13 protein-coding genes and 2 pseudogenes are annotated in these 18,782 nt (G+C 53.5%); 8 read left to right on the forward strand and 7 right to left on the reverse strand.

Annotated elements, in window-relative coordinates:
- Nucleotides 1-109 precede the first annotated feature (109 nt).
- The 3 genes from C7534_RS20265 to C7534_RS20275 are packed head-to-tail and all read left to right on the forward strand — an operon-like array spanning nucleotide 110 to nucleotide 4,523.
- Nucleotides 110-1,846, forward strand: a complete 1,737-nt coding sequence (locus C7534_RS20265) for a type I secretion system permease/ATPase (RefSeq protein ID WP_046030880.1) — start codon at nucleotides 110-112, stop codon at nucleotides 1,844-1,846.
- 6 nt (nucleotides 1,847-1,852) lie between these two features.
- Nucleotides 1,853-3,193 (forward strand): HlyD family type I secretion periplasmic adaptor subunit, encoded by a 1,341-nt coding sequence (locus tag C7534_RS20270; protein WP_109786817.1) that lies wholly within the window; start codon nucleotides 1,853-1,855, stop codon nucleotides 3,191-3,193.
- Between the two features lies 1 nt (nucleotide 3,194).
- Nucleotides 3,195-4,523 (forward strand): TolC family outer membrane protein, encoded by a 1,329-nt coding sequence (locus tag C7534_RS20275; RefSeq protein ID WP_109786818.1) that lies wholly within the window; start codon nucleotides 3,195-3,197, stop codon nucleotides 4,521-4,523.
- A gap of 404 nt (nucleotides 4,524-4,927) precedes the next feature.
- Here the strand turns inward: C7534_RS20275 and C7534_RS20280 are convergent, their stop codons facing one another.
- The 3 genes from C7534_RS20280 to C7534_RS20290 are packed head-to-tail and all read right to left on the reverse strand — an operon-like array spanning nucleotide 4,928 to nucleotide 9,245.
- Nucleotides 4,928-6,280 (reverse strand): transposase, encoded by a 1,353-nt coding sequence (locus C7534_RS20280; protein WP_109786819.1) that lies wholly within the window; start codon nucleotides 6,278-6,280, stop codon nucleotides 4,928-4,930.
- On the reverse strand, nucleotides 6,277-8,286 hold the full coding sequence (locus C7534_RS32875; RefSeq protein WP_109786820.1) for a transposase: 2,010 nt from the start codon (nucleotides 8,284-8,286) through the stop codon (nucleotides 6,277-6,279). Before C7534_RS32875 ends, C7534_RS20280 begins: the two co-directional genes overlap by 4 nt.
- The gene (locus tag C7534_RS20290) at nucleotides 8,283-9,245 is read right to left on the reverse strand and encodes a transposase (RefSeq protein WP_109786821.1); all 963 of its coding nucleotides are present in this window, start codon (nucleotides 9,243-9,245) and stop codon (nucleotides 8,283-8,285) included. Before C7534_RS20290 ends, C7534_RS32875 begins: the two co-directional genes overlap by 4 nt.
- Before the next feature lie 684 nt (nucleotides 9,246-9,929).
- Here C7534_RS20290 and C7534_RS20295 point away from each other — a divergent pair.
- Nucleotides 9,930-11,537 carry a TnsD family Tn7-like transposition protein gene (locus C7534_RS20295; RefSeq protein WP_158283929.1) on the forward strand — a complete coding sequence of 536 codons (1,608 nt, stop codon included), beginning with the start codon at nucleotides 9,930-9,932 and terminating at the stop codon, nucleotides 11,535-11,537.
- Nucleotides 11,538-11,924: 387 nt separating this feature from the next.
- The gene (locus C7534_RS20300) at nucleotides 11,925-12,374 is read left to right on the forward strand and encodes an antitoxin Xre/MbcA/ParS toxin-binding domain-containing protein (protein ID WP_109786844.1); all 450 of its coding nucleotides are present in this window, start codon (nucleotides 11,925-11,927) and stop codon (nucleotides 12,372-12,374) included.
- A 440-nt stretch (nucleotides 12,375-12,814) separates the two neighbouring features.
- Here C7534_RS20300 and C7534_RS20305 read toward each other — a convergent pair whose 3' ends face one another.
- The 4 genes and pseudogenes from C7534_RS20305 to C7534_RS20320 form a co-directional block, all read right to left on the reverse strand.
- On the reverse strand, nucleotides 12,815-13,021 hold the full coding sequence (locus C7534_RS20305; protein WP_109786823.1) for an AbrB/MazE/SpoVT family DNA-binding domain-containing protein: 207 nt from the start codon (nucleotides 13,019-13,021) through the stop codon (nucleotides 12,815-12,817).
- A complete protein-coding gene (locus C7534_RS20310; RefSeq protein ID WP_109786824.1) occupies nucleotides 13,014-13,685 on the reverse strand; it encodes a hypothetical protein in 672 nt (223 codons plus the stop codon). Before C7534_RS20310 ends, C7534_RS20305 begins: the two co-directional genes overlap by 8 nt.
- Before the next feature lie 301 nt (nucleotides 13,686-13,986).
- Nucleotides 13,987-14,463, reverse strand: coding sequence for a hypothetical protein (locus C7534_RS20315; protein ID WP_177412253.1), 477 nt, complete (start codon nucleotides 14,461-14,463; stop codon nucleotides 13,987-13,989).
- 383 nt (nucleotides 14,464-14,846) lie between these two features.
- A pseudogene (locus C7534_RS20320) lies at nucleotides 14,847-15,040 on the reverse strand (transposase domain-containing protein); the annotation flags it as partial.
- Nucleotides 15,041-15,746: 706 nt separating this feature from the next.
- Here C7534_RS20320 and C7534_RS33320 point away from each other — a divergent pair.
- The 3 genes and pseudogenes from C7534_RS33320 to C7534_RS20330 all read left to right on the forward strand — a co-directional run.
- Nucleotides 15,747-15,864, forward strand: a pseudogene (locus C7534_RS33320) (IS5/IS1182 family transposase); the annotation flags it as partial.
- Between the two features lie 243 nt (nucleotides 15,865-16,107).
- Entirely contained in the window at nucleotides 16,108-17,052 is a 945-nt protein-coding gene (locus C7534_RS20325; protein WP_109786825.1) for an AEC family transporter, read from the forward strand.
- A 52-nt stretch (nucleotides 17,053-17,104) separates the two neighbouring features.
- On the forward strand, nucleotides 17,105-18,769 hold the full coding sequence (locus C7534_RS20330; protein WP_109786826.1) for an acetolactate synthase large subunit: 1,665 nt from the start codon (nucleotides 17,105-17,107) through the stop codon (nucleotides 18,767-18,769).
- Nucleotides 18,770-18,782: the final 13 nt, after the last annotated feature.

Genomic DNA, 18,782 nt, shown 5'->3' on the forward strand with positions numbered 1-18,782 from the left:
GCCGCCTATAGAGCGACCAGCCTGCGTCGACTAGCTACCTCCAGAACGACATCTACTGCTAGCTGGTGCGCCGCAAGGGCTATCGGCTTTTCGACGAGGGGTGACCCCAATGCAAAAGCAATCGAGCACCCGCTCCGAAATCGCCGACACACTCTTTCGCCTGCGCCGCAGTTTTTACTTGCTGGCAGGGTTCAGCGGCGTCATCAACGTCATGATGTTGACTCCCGCCGTGTACATGCTGCAGGTCTATGATCGGGCCCTGGTCAGTCGCAACGTCACGACGCTGACCATGCTGACCTTTCTGGTGATAGGCCTGTTCTTGCTGATGTCCTCGCTGGAAATGGTCCGCACCCGCATGCTGATCCGGGTCGGCAACTGCCTCGACATGGACCTCAACCGCCGCATCTTCACCGCTGCATTCGAGCGCAACCTGAGCCGCGCCGGTGGTAATCCGGCCCAGGCCCTGCAAGATCTCGCGCAGGTTCGTCAGTTCCTCACCGGCAATGCCCTGTTTGCGTTCTTCGATGCGCCGTGGACGCCGATCTATCTGTTGGTCTCCTACCTGATCCACCCGCTGCTCGGACTGGTCACGCTGATCGGCTCGATGATTCTGGTGGGCCTGGCTTATCTCACTGAAAAGGCGACGCAGAAGCCGCTGGCCGAAGCCAATCAGGCCGCCATCTCCTCCGCCCTGTACGCCAACAACAACCTGCGCAATGCCGAGGTCATCGAGGCCATGGGCATGCTGCCGTCGATCAGCAAGCGCTGGTACCAAAGTCATTTGCGCATTCTGGAAATGCAGACCCTGGCCTCCGACCGCGCCGCCATGATCAGCAGCACCGGACGCTTCGTGCGCATCACGTTGCAATCGCTGATCCTGGGCGCCGGCGCACTGCTGGCGATCGAAGGCAAGATCACCCCGGGGATGATGATTGCCTGCTCAATCCTCACCGGCCGTGCGCTGGGTCCGGTGGAACAGGTCATCGCGTCGTGGAAGCAACTGCTCGGCTGCCGCTCGGCCTGGGGTCGGCTCAACGAGATGCTGAGCGATTATCCGCGTCGGCCACCAAGCATGTCGCTGCAGCGGCCGATGGGCATGCTGGCCGTGGAGAATGTGTACGCCGGTTCCCCCGGTACCAACAACACGATTCTGCGCGGGGTCAGCTTCAGCCTTGTCCCCGGCGAAAGCCTTGGCATTATCGGTCCGTCCGCCTCTGGCAAATCCACCCTCGCCCGCCTGCTGGTGGGCGTCTGGCCGGCACAGGCCGGCAAGGTGCGCCTGGACGGCGCGGACATGTTCACCTGGAACAAGGGCGAACTGGGCCCCTGGCTTGGCTACCTGCCACAGGATGTGGAGCTGTTCGAAGGCACCATCGCCGACAACATTGCGCGCTTTGGCGAAGTGGACAGCGACGCGGTCATCCGTGCCGCCAAGAGCACTGGGGTGCACGAGATGATCCTGCGTTTCCCTCAGGGTTACGACACCCGCCTGGCCACCGATGGCAGCCCGCTTTCCGGGGGACAGAAGCAACGCATCGCCTTGGCCCGCGCGCTGTATGGCGACCCCAATCTGATCGTGCTGGATGAGCCGAACGCCAACCTCGACGACGTCGGCGAAAAGGCCTTGGTCGATGCGCTGGCCGAACTCAAGGGCCGTGGCGCCACCGTCATACTGATTTCCCACCGCCCCAACGTGCTCTGCGCCGTCGACAAGGTGCTGATGCTGCGTGACGGAGGCGTGCAAATGCTCGGCACGCGCGAAGAAGTATTCACCGCGTTGCGCAAGGCCAGTGTGATGCCTGCAAACGCGCCGACTCCGCTGGCCTCCGTCAAAGCACGGGAGTGATCGATCATGCAAATGAGCCAACACACCGAGATGATTCTCAACGAATCCAAGAGCGTGGTCGATCTGGACGTCGGCAGACCCGCGCACTGGGGCATGTGGCTGGTACTCGCCGGGTTCGGCGGCTTTCTCCTGTGGTCCTGGCTGGCGCCGCTGGATGCTGGCGTGGTCGCGACAGGCACGGTCAAAATCACCAGCAATCGCAAAGCCGTGCAGCATCTCAGTGGCGGCACCGTGGAGGCCATTCTCGTTCGCGAAGGCGAATTGGTGACCAAAGGCCAGGAAGTGGTCCGCCTCGACTCGTTGCGCGCCGTTGCCGAACAGGGTGCGGTCAGCGCCCAGTACATCGTCAGCAAGACCGTGGAAAACCGCCTTGAAGCGGAACGGGACAACCGCGATGTGGTGGCCTACGACCCTGAGTTGCTCAAGCGCTTCGGCAATGACCACCGCCTGACGGCTGCCATGGACCTGCAACAGCGCCTGCTGGACACCCGCCGCGCCGGTCTCGCCGGCGAAATCAGCATCCTGCAGGAAAACCTGGCAGCGTCGGCTGTGCAGCTCAAGGGCTTGCAGCAGGTCTATAGCGCCCGCGCCTCGCAGATCAACTTCCTCAACCAGGAACTGCAAGGCACACGCATTCTGGCGGCCGAAGGCTACATCCCGCGAAACCGCCTGCTTGAGCTGGAACGCAGCAATGCCGACCTTTCCGCCGGACAGGCCGAGAACCTCAACAACATCGCTCGCACACGCAGCCAGACCACGGAAATCAAGCTGCGCATCCTGCAACGCCAGCACGACTACCTGAAGGAAGTGGAATCGATGCTGACCGACACCGCCAAGGAAAACACCACCCTGGCCGACCGCTTGCGCGCGCTGGACTATGAAGTGACGCACACGGTGATTCGCTCGCCCATCGATGGCATGGTCCAGTCCCTGAGCATCGCCACGGTCGGCGGGATCATTCAGCCCGGCTTCAAGATCATGGAAATCGTTCCGGTCAACGAACCGCTGCAGGTCGACGCGATGATTCCCGTACAGGCCATCGACAAGATGGTTCCCGGCTTGCCCGTGGACATTTCATTCCCGGCTTTCAACCATGCCCGGACGCCCAACATCCCCGGCCGCGTGAAAACCATCTCCGCCGACCGCCTGATGGACGAAGAAAGCAAACAACCGTTCTATCTGGCCCAGGTGGAAGTCACGCCCGATGGCATGGGCCTGCTGGGTAGCAATCACATTCGCCCCGGCATGCCCGCCAGCGTCACCATCAAGACTGGCGAGCGCAACCTGATGAGCTATCTTCTCAAACCCATGCTCGAACGTGTGGACAGCTCATTCAAGGAGCAATGAAATGGACCGTCATTGCCTGTTCTTCTGCCTGCTGGGGCTGTCTCTGCCAACCTGTGCCATGGACCTGAAACAAGCCTGGGATCTGTTGCAGTACCAGGGTCCTATCTACCAGGCGGCCATCAATGAAAAAAAGGCCGGCGGCGAAAACCGCGCCATCGGCCTGTCCGGCCTGCTACCGCAGATCAATGCCTCGGCCTATGACAACAAGGTCAATGGCACCCAAAGCCAGAACGGCCTCGACAGAGATCTCGACTACGACTCCAAGGGCGCCAACGTGCGCCTGCGCCAGCCACTCTTCAACAAACAGAAAATGGCCGAGTACCGCCAGGGTCAACAGCGTGCCGACTACAGCGTCGCGGTGTTCGATGCCAAGAGCCAGGACGCCGCGGTACGCCTGGCCGAAAGCTATTTCGACGTGCTCCTGGCCAGCGAAACCATCGTCCTGGCCAAGTCCAAGCTGAACGCCTTCGATGAGCAACTCGCCTCAGCAAAACGGCGCATGGAACTGGGGGCGGGCACCGTCACCGACATCGATGAATCGGTCGCTCGCCGCGACCTCGCCGAGGCCGAGCTGATCGAAGCACAGGACAACTTGATCAACGCGCGCCGCAAGCTGGTGGAATTTATCGGTGAAACCCCCGATTCGCTGACCACCTTGCGTCCGGGCTTCAATACACCACCGCTGCTCCCGAGCAACCTGCAGGACTGGTTAGTCAAAGCCCAGGCCGATAGCCCATTGATTCATGCTCGCCGCTATAGCAGTGACCTCGCAGCAGAAGAAGTGAAGCGCGCCAGGGCCGGCCACTGGCCAACACTGGATTTCATTGCCGGCTACACCGCGGGCAAGAGCCAATCACTCTCCGAGTTGAATCAACGCAACCAATACGGCTCGATCGGGCTGGAGGTCAATTTCCCACTGTTCAGTGGTGGCGGCGTCAGCGCGCTGACACGCCAGGCCAGTGCCAATAGCGATAAGGCCATAGACGAACTCGACGCCACACGACAGGAAGTCATCTCCGGAACCACTCGTGAGTATTACGGCATACAGAGCGGCGCCAAACGTGTTCGCGCGCTGGAGAAAGCCGTTGAATCCAACGAGCGCTCACTGGCTTCGACCCGCAAGGGCTTCAAAGAGGGGGGTACCAGTACCAACTCGGACGTGCTCAATGCCGAAGAATTGCTCTTCGTTGCACGCCACGATCTGTTCGAGGCGAAGTTGCGTTATTTGATGTCCCGCCTGCGCCTGGCCTCTTCGGTGGGCAGTCTGGGCGACGACGATATCGACCAGATCAACGACTACCTCGGCCCGGAACTGCTGGTGAACAACTGACTTGCACCTGACCGCCGGTCGAGCCAAACGATGGCTGACCGGCGTTCTGATGATGCGTGACCAGTTGTTCAAAAACAGCCGTTGAATTTAGAGAATAAAAACTGTCGCGAGAAGCCCCCGGATTCCGCGGGCTCCAAGACCAAAAAACAAAGTCGCAAAACAGTCGCAACCATTGAAAAAGCTGCCTGAGGATGAAGCGCTAGGGAATAAAAACTGTCGCAAATCTATAACCTATTGATATTTATGTGTTTTACTAGCCATAAACTCCTCTCTTTCACCCCCAACCCGTTCGATCCTAGTTGGAAAAGAGGAGTTGCCGTTCATTTTTAATCGATGTGAACCTCTATTTGCTCAAACATTCATTGAAGGTAGCAACTCCAAACTTGCTGACCGTTGAGTCCTTTTTATTTGGGCTTCTTTGGCCTCGGTAGCGGCGTTATCGAATCTATTAATTCATGGAAAGTTTTCGCCGTTTCTTCATCTGACACCCTCGGTACCGGCGAGCGTCGGGCGGGCTTAGGAGGGCTTGAGGCATCGCCTGGTATGAAGTCGATGTGCTTCATCGCCGCCCGTTCGTTACTTCTGAGGGCGGAATCAAAGACCGTCGCGTTCACACGATGGTCCCGATCCGCACGAGCGAATTTCACCACATTGGAATTCTTGTCGGCGGGAAGGTCAAACGGACACCGTAGATCTAGGTGAGTGCCAGTCGTACGAGGGTGAAGCGCCTGCAGATATAGCTCTTCGACTTCTTTCGAATTGCTGGAATACGCAGTGGAACGATATGCCCGATTGATATCAGCAAGCTTTACAGATTCCCGGCCGGCATTGCGACACTCTATATAAGCCAGCTTTAAAATCTGCACAGCGAGCCGCTTGATCCCAAAAGTAGAACGGTAAAGCTCTGCCGCCAAGTCATCGATGTTCACCTGAATGTGGCCACCGCTGACCCTTATGCACTCGCTGACGTAGTCTTTCCAATCTTGGCTTTCAGGATGGTCCGGCAACATGATCCGAGGTTCCGAGAGCAGCCTCTGCTTATCTTCACTATTACGCCGAAGCAGCTTATGTACGAGGCTGTAATTGGATACGAAGATCATGGGTGGTCCAATGGCGGCCATCGTCAGCAGAATGTCAGTTACCTTGGATGCACCCAAACCGGTGTTGATATGCTGAGTTTCTTCAAGAAGAACCAATGAGACCCCATCACGGTTGGCTCGTCGGCGGCTTTCAACGAGCAGCTTTGACAAATTCCAGCGCCCACTGGGCTCCCCGCTCCCGAGCACGAAGTCGGTAAGTAGCTGCTTGCCGCCCGCCTTACCCCGCGCACTTGCATACCAATGTGAAATCAGTTTAACGGCACCATGATAATGATCACAGGTAAAATCCATGGGCGGTGGCAAGATTTTTCTCAAAGCTGCAATCGTCTGACTCTTTCCGACCCCAGCTAACCCCGTCAAGCACACCGGCGACACTTCTACTTCGGGTGGGTGATAAATCTGAGAAACGTATCCAGCTTCACTTGTAAACAGCTTACTGCTATGAAGAGAAGCTCGACCCGCCATCTCCTTGATAAAGTTCAGGGAGAACTCGTTCGGCAAATAGATTTGCATCAAAGTATCCGCCAATGATTCCGCGGCGATGAGCGGATCGATGACGCTCAAGAGTCCAACTGGTTCAGGCTTAACCCTCACCCGTTCTCTGATTTTATTAATGTCCGTGCAACAGTTGAACCGAGTTCTTATTAACTTGTTCACTGGGCTTTTCCTCGGAAGCGATCGTAGTCAGCCGCGTCTCGCTGGGCTGCTCCACTCTTAGCTGGGCTCCCAACCTTACGCTCGCCAGCATCCCAATCCTCCCCTGTTTCACGCTTAAATTGGTCCCTGAAAAACTGATGAGCCGCTGGCCTTTCATCCCGAAGAGCTGCTGCTCCGTCACGTCGTAATTGGTCAATTTCCTGCAGATCACGTAGAGAAATGTCCACGTCGCCAGCAGAAGTTCTAGCGGATCGCATGGCGTCCAATTCATATAAGACGCCACGAACCTCAATCCATATGTGACGAACGCACATTGTTAAAACAAAGGCGGAGGTTTCAATAACTCCGTCCTTGGCGACCATATCGAATATGCCTGTTGCAATTAAATCTGGAGACCGATATTTACGTCCATACAAATAGACCGCATCCTTCCTTATGCTCGCAGAGCAACTCTTTAGAAAAGTTCTGACTGCAGTATCAAACTGCATACCAATCGACGAGTCGCGACCGCGGCTACTCCAATAGTTGTAAATACTGTGAGGTGTCGGTTTTATTCTCGCCACATACATTTCTTCGTCCATTCGGTCATCCGCGTCGGAGGTATGATTGTCCGAGATAGCCTGCCAAATTTCACGCCGGGCCATAAGAACGAAGTTCAACTTACTTTGGAAGTGCGTCGGTTGGCCCATTGGCTTCTTATCCCTGGGATGAGAAGACTCAACGGTCGCCTTGGACTGCCCAGAATAGACCGGAGTCAGTTCAAGAGCTTTGAGCCAGGTAATGTCGGGCTCACTGGTATAGCCGGCCCCCGGCCCTCGATCGAACACGATACTGCCCGACAGCCCTTCGCTTGGCCATAGCTCAGGTTCGATTTCAATGCCAAACAACTCGCAAAATTTCACCTTACCAATAGCCATGCAGAACAGGGCCATTCGGTAGGCATCCATGTTTTCTTTGCCCTCTGAGAATCCGACACCCAATACGGCCCCCGATAAACCGCAAGCAGCGCGAACCACGCAAAAGCTTTCCACCGCGCTGCCCTCTGTGAGGCCGGTCAGTTTCTCTGATATATAGTATCCGTCAAATTCAACACGTTGATTTACATTAATAATTTTCTCAGAGAAGCTTCCTTCAGATCCTGATATAGCTCGAGTTTTGTGTTGCCCTTTCAATGCGTGCTTGAGTTCCTTCGGGCTAATCAGCTTTTGAATCCAATATTTGAACTGATGGGGTGAAGGGTATGCCTTACCCTCAGGTTGCCGAAATTTCTTATCATCACCTTTTTTAAAAGCGACGCAGCCAAACTCAGAGGTAATAACTTCGCGATAAATATCATTCATTGTTTTATCTAGCGATTTAAACTTCAAAAAACCGGAAAGGATCATTCCCTTCATAATGGCGTCACATGGATAGCCAAACTTTTTCCCCCTACGGGACGGCCTACCTAATTTTCGTGCAGGGGCCAAATCTTCCCGATTCCAACCGCCAATGCGGTGTAGGGGTGGCATCAAAGCCCATTTGTTATGCCCGAACATGATGTAGGTGTAGAACCATAATCGTAGGCGCGCTGCATTTTGCTGTGGACGTTGGCTTTTGGCATGAGCATTAATGAGTGAGTCTGGATTATCACTGGCTAGAATTTCCTCCCTGCGAGCAACAAGAGCCGAGATAGCCGCGAATCGACGATTGACCTTCTGGTCGTAGGTCTCCTTTACCGAGTGCCTTCGGCCTTCCAAGTGGGAGACTGACACCCCCTCAATGGGTGCAAGCCAAGGAGGAAGTTTGTCCGCTGAGCCGTCTTCCAACACCCAGCCGTTTTCCAGTGCCTCTTCAAACTCAATCCTGGTCAGCGTGATCAGATCGGCGCTTAATTCCTTGCCGTCATCACTAAACATCACGAGCCTGACCACGTTCAGGTTTCCGTTGCTGTTCAGGAAATGATAAATGATGCCCTTCGAGAGACAGTGAAACCCCTCCGGTGCAACAATTCTCGATCCCGTCATCATGACGCTGACTCCTCAAAGAGCGAGCCATAAACCGAAACCATCTCTCCACCATCAGTGGAAAAAGGGTGGTCGATGAGGATCGGTTTGAAAAAATTCACAGGCAGCTTTCGATTCCAAATATCTTGGTAAATCCTCGCGATAAACTGATCACGTCCACCCCATTGTGCCCCGTATTTGATAGCTACATACGCCACCGGATGTCCTGTTAGGGCCGCCTCTCTGACATCTGCACTGAAATCATCGAGCAACGCTTCGTCATGGCTTAGCGGGAGGTCGTGCACGACGAAGAGCATGTCTAGGTTTGCAATGACTGCCGGTTCAACCCTATCCAGTGAAACCTGCACCGTTCTGATGCCAGCGCTAGCGTAATAGACTCTCTCCAATTCAGTCCTCAGCTCGGCATGATCGCGATCCTTCCTCTGCTGAGAGGGTGTCTTTGCTCTCGAGCTTCTTCTCTCGAGAAATGCCTCCTCGCGGTCTTTGACGGTCCAGTTAACCGCGTAAGGGACCCCGTCATGACCTTTCATGTATAAAAGCAGGTCGCCTTGGTAGGGAAAGGGCATCCACTGACGGTTGCCATCGGGACCTTCAATCACGATCTCGTGGTGCTTGAAACCAATCTCCTTGGCTATCTCCACGGTTCCACGTACGGGACGTGGAAAAGTGCCTTTTGTCAGCGGGTGGCCACGAAGTGGATGCCCCGAGCTAAATGGCCATAGCATTTTTTGCTCATGGATATCGAGAAGATCAGGATGACAAAGCGCAAGTTGAGTAAATACACGCTCAGGAGTTGAGAGGACGTGCAACGTACGACCGAGCTTTTGACTGTTGAGCCTGCTAATACGTGAGCCCTTAGGTGCTTCACGGGGGACCGCCAACGTGGCCGGAATGTAATCCTTTCCCCATTCGAACCGACTCTGACGGCTCATGATCAGGGCAAATTTATCCTGCAGTTTCATCCAAGTAATTCCATTGTCTTTTAGGCACCTCTTCCTCGCCTCGGCTGGGGATAACAGCCGTGGTGCAAGACGAAGCCCATACCCTGCGGGCAGGCGACCACACGCGTCGCTGTGGATAACGCGTAGCATCTTGTGGACGAACGAAGTCGTGCGGGACTTGACGCCCCACATGTATGGAATAGACAATGGATTTGTCAGGGACCTAATCTGACTTATCCACAGGGGCCCAAGGTAGCACTTGGGCCTTTGTCTATCTGACTTCCAGCTTTACAGTTAGCTAGACTTCATCTGAATTCCTCAATCAAAGTGTCACTCGCTCAGCTTCTCCGCCTAAGGGCGAGCACCACGATAAGCTCTATTCGATAGGATCCCCACTTCGATATCGAGTGGTTTATTCCCGTTTCGGTTAAGCGAATCATGTTACCGCTTGAAATTACCCGCTGACAACCAAAAAAAGTTGCCCTTCAGCGCCTCAGGAGGCGCTCCACCGTACTTTTTCCACCCAGTTACAGGCCTTTAATGACCGACTTAAAAGTTAAGAGTCAAACTTAAACAGGACGTTACGAGGACAACAACCCAACCATTAAAAATAGGTAATTAAGAAACTAGTTTTTATATCTATAGAGAATTTTATGCAGTTATAGAAGACGCATATCATAACTTTGGCTAACTATGGCAAAGACTATGAACTCTTCAGCCGCCCAATCGCAGGACATCTTCCTCCGCTGGTTTGAGGATGAGACTTTTTACAGCCTCTGCTGCCGTCAGCATCACTTTTTGGCGCATCTGAAAACTTCGGAGACTTTAGCTTGGCTTTTTGGATCGGATCATTGTGCCATCACCCACGATTTTCCTTGCAACCTCGACGCCCTGAATAGCCAAGCGCAAGCGGCATGGGGAGATCCAATATCGATCATCAGGGAGCACACGATTCTTCCTTTATTTTTTCCATTTCAATCGGAACAGCAGATCGCAGCAGTTGTTCGGACCATGAAAAACGTTCAGATTGGTTCTATAAAGTACCGCTTAGGTCTGTTGACGGGACGCTTTGGCGCAGAACACCCTTTGAAAGCTTGCACAGCCTGTATGGCAACTGATCGCGCCAGACATGGAACTGCTTACTGGCACTTAACACATCAGTACCCCGGAGTGGTTTTGTGCCCCGTTCATGGCTTGATGCTCACAGAAAGCACTATAAATCGCCAATGGTCGGGGAGTTTTCAATGGACCTTGCCGAGTGAGGGTTTTCTTGCGGCGGCGACGGCGCCAATGCCTTCCGCCACAGCCAACAATGCACTTCAGCAGTTAGGTTCCGGAGTGCAAGATCTTGCAACTTGCGGAATTTCAAGATGTTTCAACCCGACGATCGTGAGATCTGTCTACAAGGAGGCCTTAATGCAACTAGGCAAATCCAAACTGGAGAGGGTAAGGGTTGCAGTTTCTTTTGCTCAGTACGCGTCGCAGCTTCAGCCGTACCCCCCGCTCACCTCCCTGCCTATCACAGCACAGAGAGCAGAAGCGTTCATCGATCAGTTAACCCGCAACCCTCGTGGCCACTGCCATCCGCTCAAGCACCTGACCTTAATCACCTGGCTTTTTGGCCGACTTGGCCCGTTCATCGAATCCTACGATCGCCTGAGTCGCTTGCCCCACGAAATATCTAAAATCAAGCGCGAGAGCAGTGCCAAGGCTGTCAAGGTGGATGAGCCGATGGAAGGCGAAATGGCCAAAATACTGGTCCTTCGGAAACCCAAAAAGCTCAAGCCACAGGTTCGAATCGAGATTCTGGAATGCCTTCAGAACGGTGACTCTAAGGATTTGATCTGTTCCCAATTTGGGCTCTCGATTTGCACTGTAAACCGACTACTCCGTTCAGAACCTGCGGTGCTTAAATCACGGAGTGAAAAACAACAGGAGACGGTGCTCCTTGAACATCGGACAGAATGGATAGCTGTTATTACATCGCAACCAGGCGCCAGCACTAAGAGCATTCGTTCTGTGATCCCAAACATCTACGCATGGTTGTATAGAAATGACCGCGAATGGCTGCTAGCGCAAACACATAACTTACCAAGCGGTCGTTGCGGTAATTACTCGAACGTTGATTGGCATGGGCGTGACTGTGAACTCGCACATTTAGTCAACGAGACATTGAATCGCAATTACGGCACAGAAAGAAAAACGAAGGTCCCCAAAGTGGCTGTATTTACACTTATACCTTCGCTGTCACGTTCATTGGAGAAAAGTGGCTACTACTTAAAAACTAGAAAGCTCTTATCTGAAATAATATAGAGGAGGAAAGGAATTATTTCTTAAGCAAAACAAAACTTTTGTTGGATCCCGCTTTATGATTACCAATTAATAAACACCTCCAGATCCAGTAATCCGCTTCGCAAAAATCAGTTACACAGAGTGGGACTTGAGATCAGTTTCACTCGCTGCTTTAGAGGCTCTTCGTTCCAATGCGAAGTACCACCGCCTATGGGTTAGCAAGGAAATATTGACACTACTCCAGCAGCCCGCTTCACTACGGAGGACGCGGCACCATCGCCTAACGGTGAATGTTCGTACGATGGAAATGGCCCCACTGATCAGCAGTACGGGCCCCTACGTCAAGCTGGCGTCACAGGATTATCAATTTGCTGGATGCTGTTCCGCAACACGCAGAAAGGTGACGTCATGTTTCCAGAATTTTTGCGCGAAAATGCTCATCGCTCCTACCGGATTCGCCTACAACAATTGCTGGGCATTCCCTGCTGCGCGTCTGATCAAGACATCCATGAATTGATCGAGTACGGTTTCACGCCTTTTATGGTCATTTCACTCTGTGACCTGGGTGTGATAGCGCCGTTAGCGCATGACCAGATTGTTCCGCTCAAAACATTGAGGCTAAGAGCGGCACGTAAGCAGCGACTTTCGGTACACGAGAGTGACCGACTATTCCAGCACATACACATCACAGCCATGGCGGAGGTGATTTTCGGGGACGAGACAAAGGCTAGGCGATGGCTTTCAAAGCCCATATGTCGATTTGCTGGCAGGAGACCCTATGAGATGCTCTCGACTTCACAGGGCATCCGGGAGGTTGAGATCGTGTTGATCCAATTAGCAGAAGCATACGCCTTTTAACAGCAGTCACATGAATACCTCAACGGAACACGTCTTCATTGGCCTCAACTGAAATCCCCCTGAATTTGAGGTGTAGCGATGAAAGGAAAACGTAAGGTTCAGACGATAAAATGGCTTCTGAAAAGTCAATTCGAGAACGAAGCTCGAAGCGTTTTGGCGAGAAGATCCCGAATGGCTTCAAATCGATTCCTAGACGCTGTTGTGCACGATATAAAGCATGAACCATGGGCGTCACACCACGCCGACGACTACACCGAAGCCGATAGAGACAACCGTTGAGCTCGAAGGTTAGACAAAGTTGGGCGCACGCAGCCTAGAGTCGATTGCAAGCTTCACAACGGGCAGCAATCGGCCAAGTATTCGCCGGTCGCGCCAAGTCACCGTCGAGAAACTGACGTCCGAGTAAATCTATTGGCAATTTAAGCCCTGAAAATGTGAGGTCAGATATCAGTTAGATCGGGGTTACTGTGCTTCGGTTTCAGGACGATCACACCTTCGACCACCTCGATGGTCAACTCGTCCCCAATACCTAAATCTAACTTCAAAAGCAGCTCTGGTGGCAAATCGACGATGACGTCACCACTTCCATCTGCGGTAGCCTGGCATTTGACCGTCCAACGTTCGAACTTCGGTGGATTGTCATCCATGGACGATACCGGATACTTCTTCCTTCGCCGCTGAGAGCACACCTGAGGGATTGGCTGAGAGCACTTCCTTGGGCCGCTTCCCGCCGAGGAAGGAATTTGGCGATGCAAACCAGAACGCCATTGCCCACCCATCCTTCATCGTGGTCAACGTCGAAATTACACTATCCAGCGCAGATAACGGCCGAAAACCTTGTGCTGGGTCGAGTCCGTAGATCGGGAAATAATCGACGCCCTCATGGCGCAAAGCAAAAATTTTCCCTGCCCGCTTCCATTTGTTGGGCTGCGAACTGGGGTTGCTAGAGCTGAATTGCGCGAGATTCGAGATTTCGTTGGCCGTCAACCAGTCGTTACTTTGAAGGATTTCGGTTTTCGCCTGAATCAGCATCCGGGCTTCGCGCAGTAACGTCGACGGCACCGGCCTCTTCGGAATCATCAGGGAGACGATGGCAGAAATTGTATCGGCGGGGAGTGGATGCAGGTGGGCGCGGAATGCCTGGGTAAGCATTTCTACTGAGCAGAAGTAGGCGTCGACTATGTCCCGTGACTTCGCATCCACAGTAATGACAATCTTATGCCCAGAGCCGTCCGTTTCTTGAGATCGGATTTCAATCTCAACCAAGGGGGATTCCCGAACGACTTCAACCGTATTAGTACTGAAAGTCATACCCACCTCCCAATAGCTATGGGCGTAATCTCATTTCGCAGATATCCAAACTATCCCCGGTGTATGGTTATCGCAATGACCATTCGGCGTTCTAATGGTGCCTCCCGGGCCCGACTGCGGCGTGCTGATGGAGGTGGCCAGCGAAAATCACGCTTGAACCGTTATGGAGGAAACCGTTCGGCGCTATGAAGTTTCGATCCCCCGCTTCTGACCGATTCCTACCTGTTACAAAGATCTACTGCCGGCCCGTAAGCAGCCGAGCTAGTAGTGAAGTAGCAACTACCCCTGTCATACGGACGGCTCAACCTCTTCGCCTGCGGATATCCTGGAACAAGGTGTTGACAGCCTCAATGTCCCGCAGGAGCTCGTCCGGCTGCGTAACAGCACGCTGCTGCCCGGCCGCATGTGAATGAGCACGCACATTCCGGCAGCACTTGTCGTGCAAACGTTGTACTTCGCGGTACTCGGCCTCCTGCACAATCATCACGCCATCAAGCCGGCCGACCGAGATACCGTCTCGAAACCGTACTACGGTTTCATTGAGTATTGTGTCCTCGATTCCTACTTCTATCGTGACGCGAAGATCATCGTAGGCATTACGGACCGCAAGCCGCTCATCATCTCCCGGCGGGTTATTGAAGTTGGCTGCAATTCGCAGCTGGTCGGCACGATGTTGTGTAATGCGATCACGATGCCTTCGCATGTCATAAGGCAATCCGGTATCGATGTAGCCAGGTCCTTCGGCGCGATAGCTGATCGATTTTACTGAAGGGATCAACTGGGCATCCCCACAGCGCGTGATCAATTCTCCGAAAAACACCGCATCGTGGGTGAATAAATGACTTGTCGACTGGCGGACTCCTCAACGATACGTCGCGCGACGGCGGTTCGATGATTGTGGTCAAGGCTCGAAACCGGATCGTCGAATACGATCCCCGAAGTGGACCCCGACTGGTGGAGCTCTGCGAAGAAATAGAGGTCCAGGGAGCAATGGACCCGAAAACCAACGTAAGCGAGTTATTCATCCATCCAATATCGAGCTGTACCACCGAAACGTCGAGCCAATTGCGGTTTACCTAAACCTCGCTTCCTACGATTTCTCGCTGCCGCTGTCGCGTATCCGCCCCATAAACTACACCTACCGCCAGAAGCGCTTCGTGTTTACCGTGGCATTTCTGGTGAGCAGTTCCATGGCAGCAGCGCTTCATAGTCTTCAATCGACTGCGCATGCGGCAAGCGCTCGAGTACGTGGCGCAGCCACGTATAGGGTTCCTGTCCGTTGGCTTTGGCGGTTTCGCCCAGGCTGTATATTGCGCACTGGCGGTGGCGCCCTTGGGCGTGTCGCTGAACAGCCATCCGATGCCTTGATGTAATCCGTAATCTGCGGATCAACGGGGGCAGCAATTCCCAATACTCATCCAACATCGGCAGATTCGACGGATGGCGTAATCGGTTGTGCGATTGGCGCGAACTGTCTAGATCAAGCTTTGGTTTAGGCATTATCCTAGCGGAAATAAAGTGTAAAAATAATTTACAAATGCGTTTCGAGTGCATCGTTTATTTTTCTTCATGCTGCGCGCAAATTGATTTTGTTTTTTGTAATAGAAAAAAATGGGCTTTTTCCGCATTTGCGGTCAATAACCTTATTATTAAATTTTCTTTTGTTGAGCTCTAATGCGATTGCCGCTGGAGTAACTTTTTGGTCTGACGCAATTTTATTGCTCTTGGTGTATTCACGCTTTACGCCCCGCTACATCTAGATTGATGTTTCTGGGGCGTGGGGGAAGCTTCTGGATATTTTTGGCGCATTCCCTTGTTGTAGAGAGGCTATCAAAGCAGTGTCAGGCATCTGATTGTTAGAGAGGGTGTAATTGCGTGCTGGCAATTACAGCAGGGTAGCTGTGCGCGATGGCCAGTACGCCTGTCGCCGCGAGTTGCTCGCAGATGTAAGAGGCCCTCTACGACCACGATACTGCGCCAGTTTTTCGGGCCGCATCTGAATCGGATTCCCGATGAAACCACGATCCTCAACTTCCTGCGTTTACTGGAGAAACATTAGTTGTCGGAGTGTGCTTTCGCGGTTTGGCGAAAAACACCGCTCAGCAGACGACGTTGTTCGCATTATCGAATCTGTGATGGTGCGAAAATGGTCGTTGGTGCGGGAGAGGTGCATCTGTAATGCAGGCTGATCGCCCTGCAAGAGCACGATTAGAGGAAAGAACCGTGAATTAAAGACAAGATGGGGGCGTTTTTCGGCCGACTTGAAATTTTTTGAACCTCAAGCAAAGAGGACATCAAAAATCGCTGGCTACTTCAGACCTTTCTCAGATCTTAAATTATGTATTTTACCGAAATCATGCAAAAAATAATAACAACGCATAGCTGTTATTAATTATTTCTTCTGTCAGGAGAGCCGGACCGTATGTTTGAAACTATTATTGCAGCGCTTCTCCCCATCGTTGTTACTCTCTTCCTTGGTTTTTTCGCTGGCTGGCATCATGATTTCGATGCCAAGCAAGGCGCTATTCTCAACCGCATGGTTATGCTCTATGCCCTGCCGTTGAGTTTATTCGCCGGCATGATGGGCATAGATCGTGGCCTGCTGCTGGAGCAGGGCGCGATGCTCACGCTGCTATCCACCGGCATGATATTGGGATACGTGGTGGTTTTCCTGCTGGCACGCTATGTGTTCCGTCGCCCGGTGCAAGAGGCGGCCTTGCTGGCGCTAGCCATAGCAGGTCCCGCCGTGCCCTTCGTCGGAGTACCAGTCCTAGGATTTCTGTTCAAGGATTTAAGCTCCGTTCCGATAGCGGTATGCAGCATTTTGATGAACTTGGTCCAGGTGCCGATTACGCTATTTATCCTGAGCCGGCATGGTCGGACACTGCAAAATACCTCGCCCGCTCAGTCAGTCAGCGTTCTGGAAAATATACGCCATACTCTGAAGGAGCCCGTGGTATGGGCGCCAATCTTGGGTTTTGTGTTGCTATTGCTGGGCCTCTCCTTGCCGAAGGACATTCGCTCATCCATGCAATTGCTGGGTGGTGCAACTGGTGGTGTAGCCTTGTTTGCATCGGGCGTGATTCTGTTTTCATATAAAGTCGCGCTCAACCCGACCGTCGCCATTGCCATTTTAATCAAGAACGTCGCAATGCCGGTATTGATAATGCTATTAGGCATGGCCCTCGGAATGCATACCGAAGCGCTCAACATTACCGTCATTACCTTGTCGATTCCTACCGCTTCTATCTGCGTGATTCTGGCAGTTCAATATCAGACTGCGGAGCAGGAAATAGCCTCCATTCTGTTCTTCAGTACGCTACTTTCCATCATCACGATGGGTGGCTTCCTGTACTGCCTGACGTGACATCTAGCTATTCCATTCTCGCCTCCGTGTTTCACGATAAGGAAGTTTTCCTGTGAATAATTCCCCCATGAATGTTGCCGAATTCATCGTTTCTTGCCTGGAAGCCGAAGGCGTCGAATATGTATTCGGTATCCCCGGAGAAGAAAATATCAAGCTGGTCAGGGCGATCCATGCATCCCAGAAAATACGCTTCATCCTGACTCGGCACGAGCAGGGTGCTTCCTTCATGGCAGACATCTATGGCCGGCTGACGGGCCGGGCCGGCGTCTGCACCGCGACGCTGGGGCCCGGCGCCATCAATTTGCTCCTGGGTGTGGCAGATGCGCAAACGGACTCCAGCCCACTGGTGGCCTTGAGCGCGCAAGTGGGACTGGACCGCATCTATAAAGAATCCCATCAGATCGTCGATCTGGTGTCCATGTTCAAGCCGGTAACCAAGTGGTCTGACGTCGTTCTGAAGCCTGAATCGGTACCGGAAATGATCCGTAAAGCCTTTCACGTTGCTCAAAGTGAACGTCCTGGCGCAACCTATCTGGCCATTCCCCAGGACATCGAGGCTCAGGCCATGCCGGCGGACCTGAAACCACTGTCCATCACCCGGGCCTCCAGATCGCGCCCTGATGCCGATAGCATTCGCCTGGCGGCTAGGTTGCTCAAGAAAGCCAAGCGCCCGGTGCTGCTGGTAGGTCATGGTGTTGTCCGCGGCGGTCACACCGCAGCGCTGCGGCAGTTTGTCGAGCACCACCAGATTCCGGCCGCCACGACCTTCATGGCCAAGGGCGCGATCAGCGACGAGAGCCATTTGTCCCTGGGCGTGATCGGTTTCATGCGACACGACTACGAGAACTTTGCCTTCGACGAAGCCGACCTGATTCTTTCCGTCGGTTACGAGCTTCAGGAGTTCGCGCCTGCACGTATCAATCCCGATGGCGACAAGGGCATCATCCATATCAACACCTTCGATATCGACATCGATACCCACTACAACGTTGCGTTGAATGTCGTCGCCGATATCGGCTATAGCCTGGATGCTCTGGACCACGAACTTGGCGAGCAGGCGCTGTCAGGCTTGCGCGACAGTATCAAGATCCGTTCGCTGCTGGACGAGGAGAGGGAGAAAGGTCGACGGGACATAGGCTTTCCCCCGTCTCCCCAGCGCCTGGTCACCGCCATACGCTCAGCACTTGCGCCAGAGGACATCGTGCTGGCGGATACCGGTGCCATCAAGATGTGGATGGCTCGTCTATATCCCACCTACGAGCCGCTTACCTGTCTAATTTCCAACGGCTTGTCAACCATGTCCTTTGCGTTGCCGGGCGCACTGGGGGCCATCCTGGCTGAACCGAAGCGCAAGGTGCTGGCGGTCATGGGCGACGGCAGCTTTCTGATGAACTCCCAGGAAATCGAGACCGCTGTGCGCGAGAAGATCAACCTGAAAGTGCTCGTATGGGTCGATGGTAGCTATGGCTTGATCAAATGGAAGATGGACATGGAAGAAGGCGCGCATGACTCCGTGGACTTCGGCAATCCGGATTTCGTAAAGTACGCGGAAAGCTTCGGCGCCAAAGGTCATCAGGTCACATGCGCCGACATGCTTGAACCAACGCTGAAAGCCGCGTTGAGCGAACCTGGTGTCTCCATCATCGCTTGCCCTGTTGATTACAGCGCTAATATGGCGCTCGTGAAAAAGCTGGGCGAGCTCACCATCAGTCTGTAGCCCGCCCTAGAGC

The organism is Pseudomonas sp. OV226, assembly GCF_003148705.1.
Lineage (GTDB): Bacteria > Pseudomonadota > Gammaproteobacteria > Pseudomonadales > Pseudomonadaceae > Aquipseudomonas.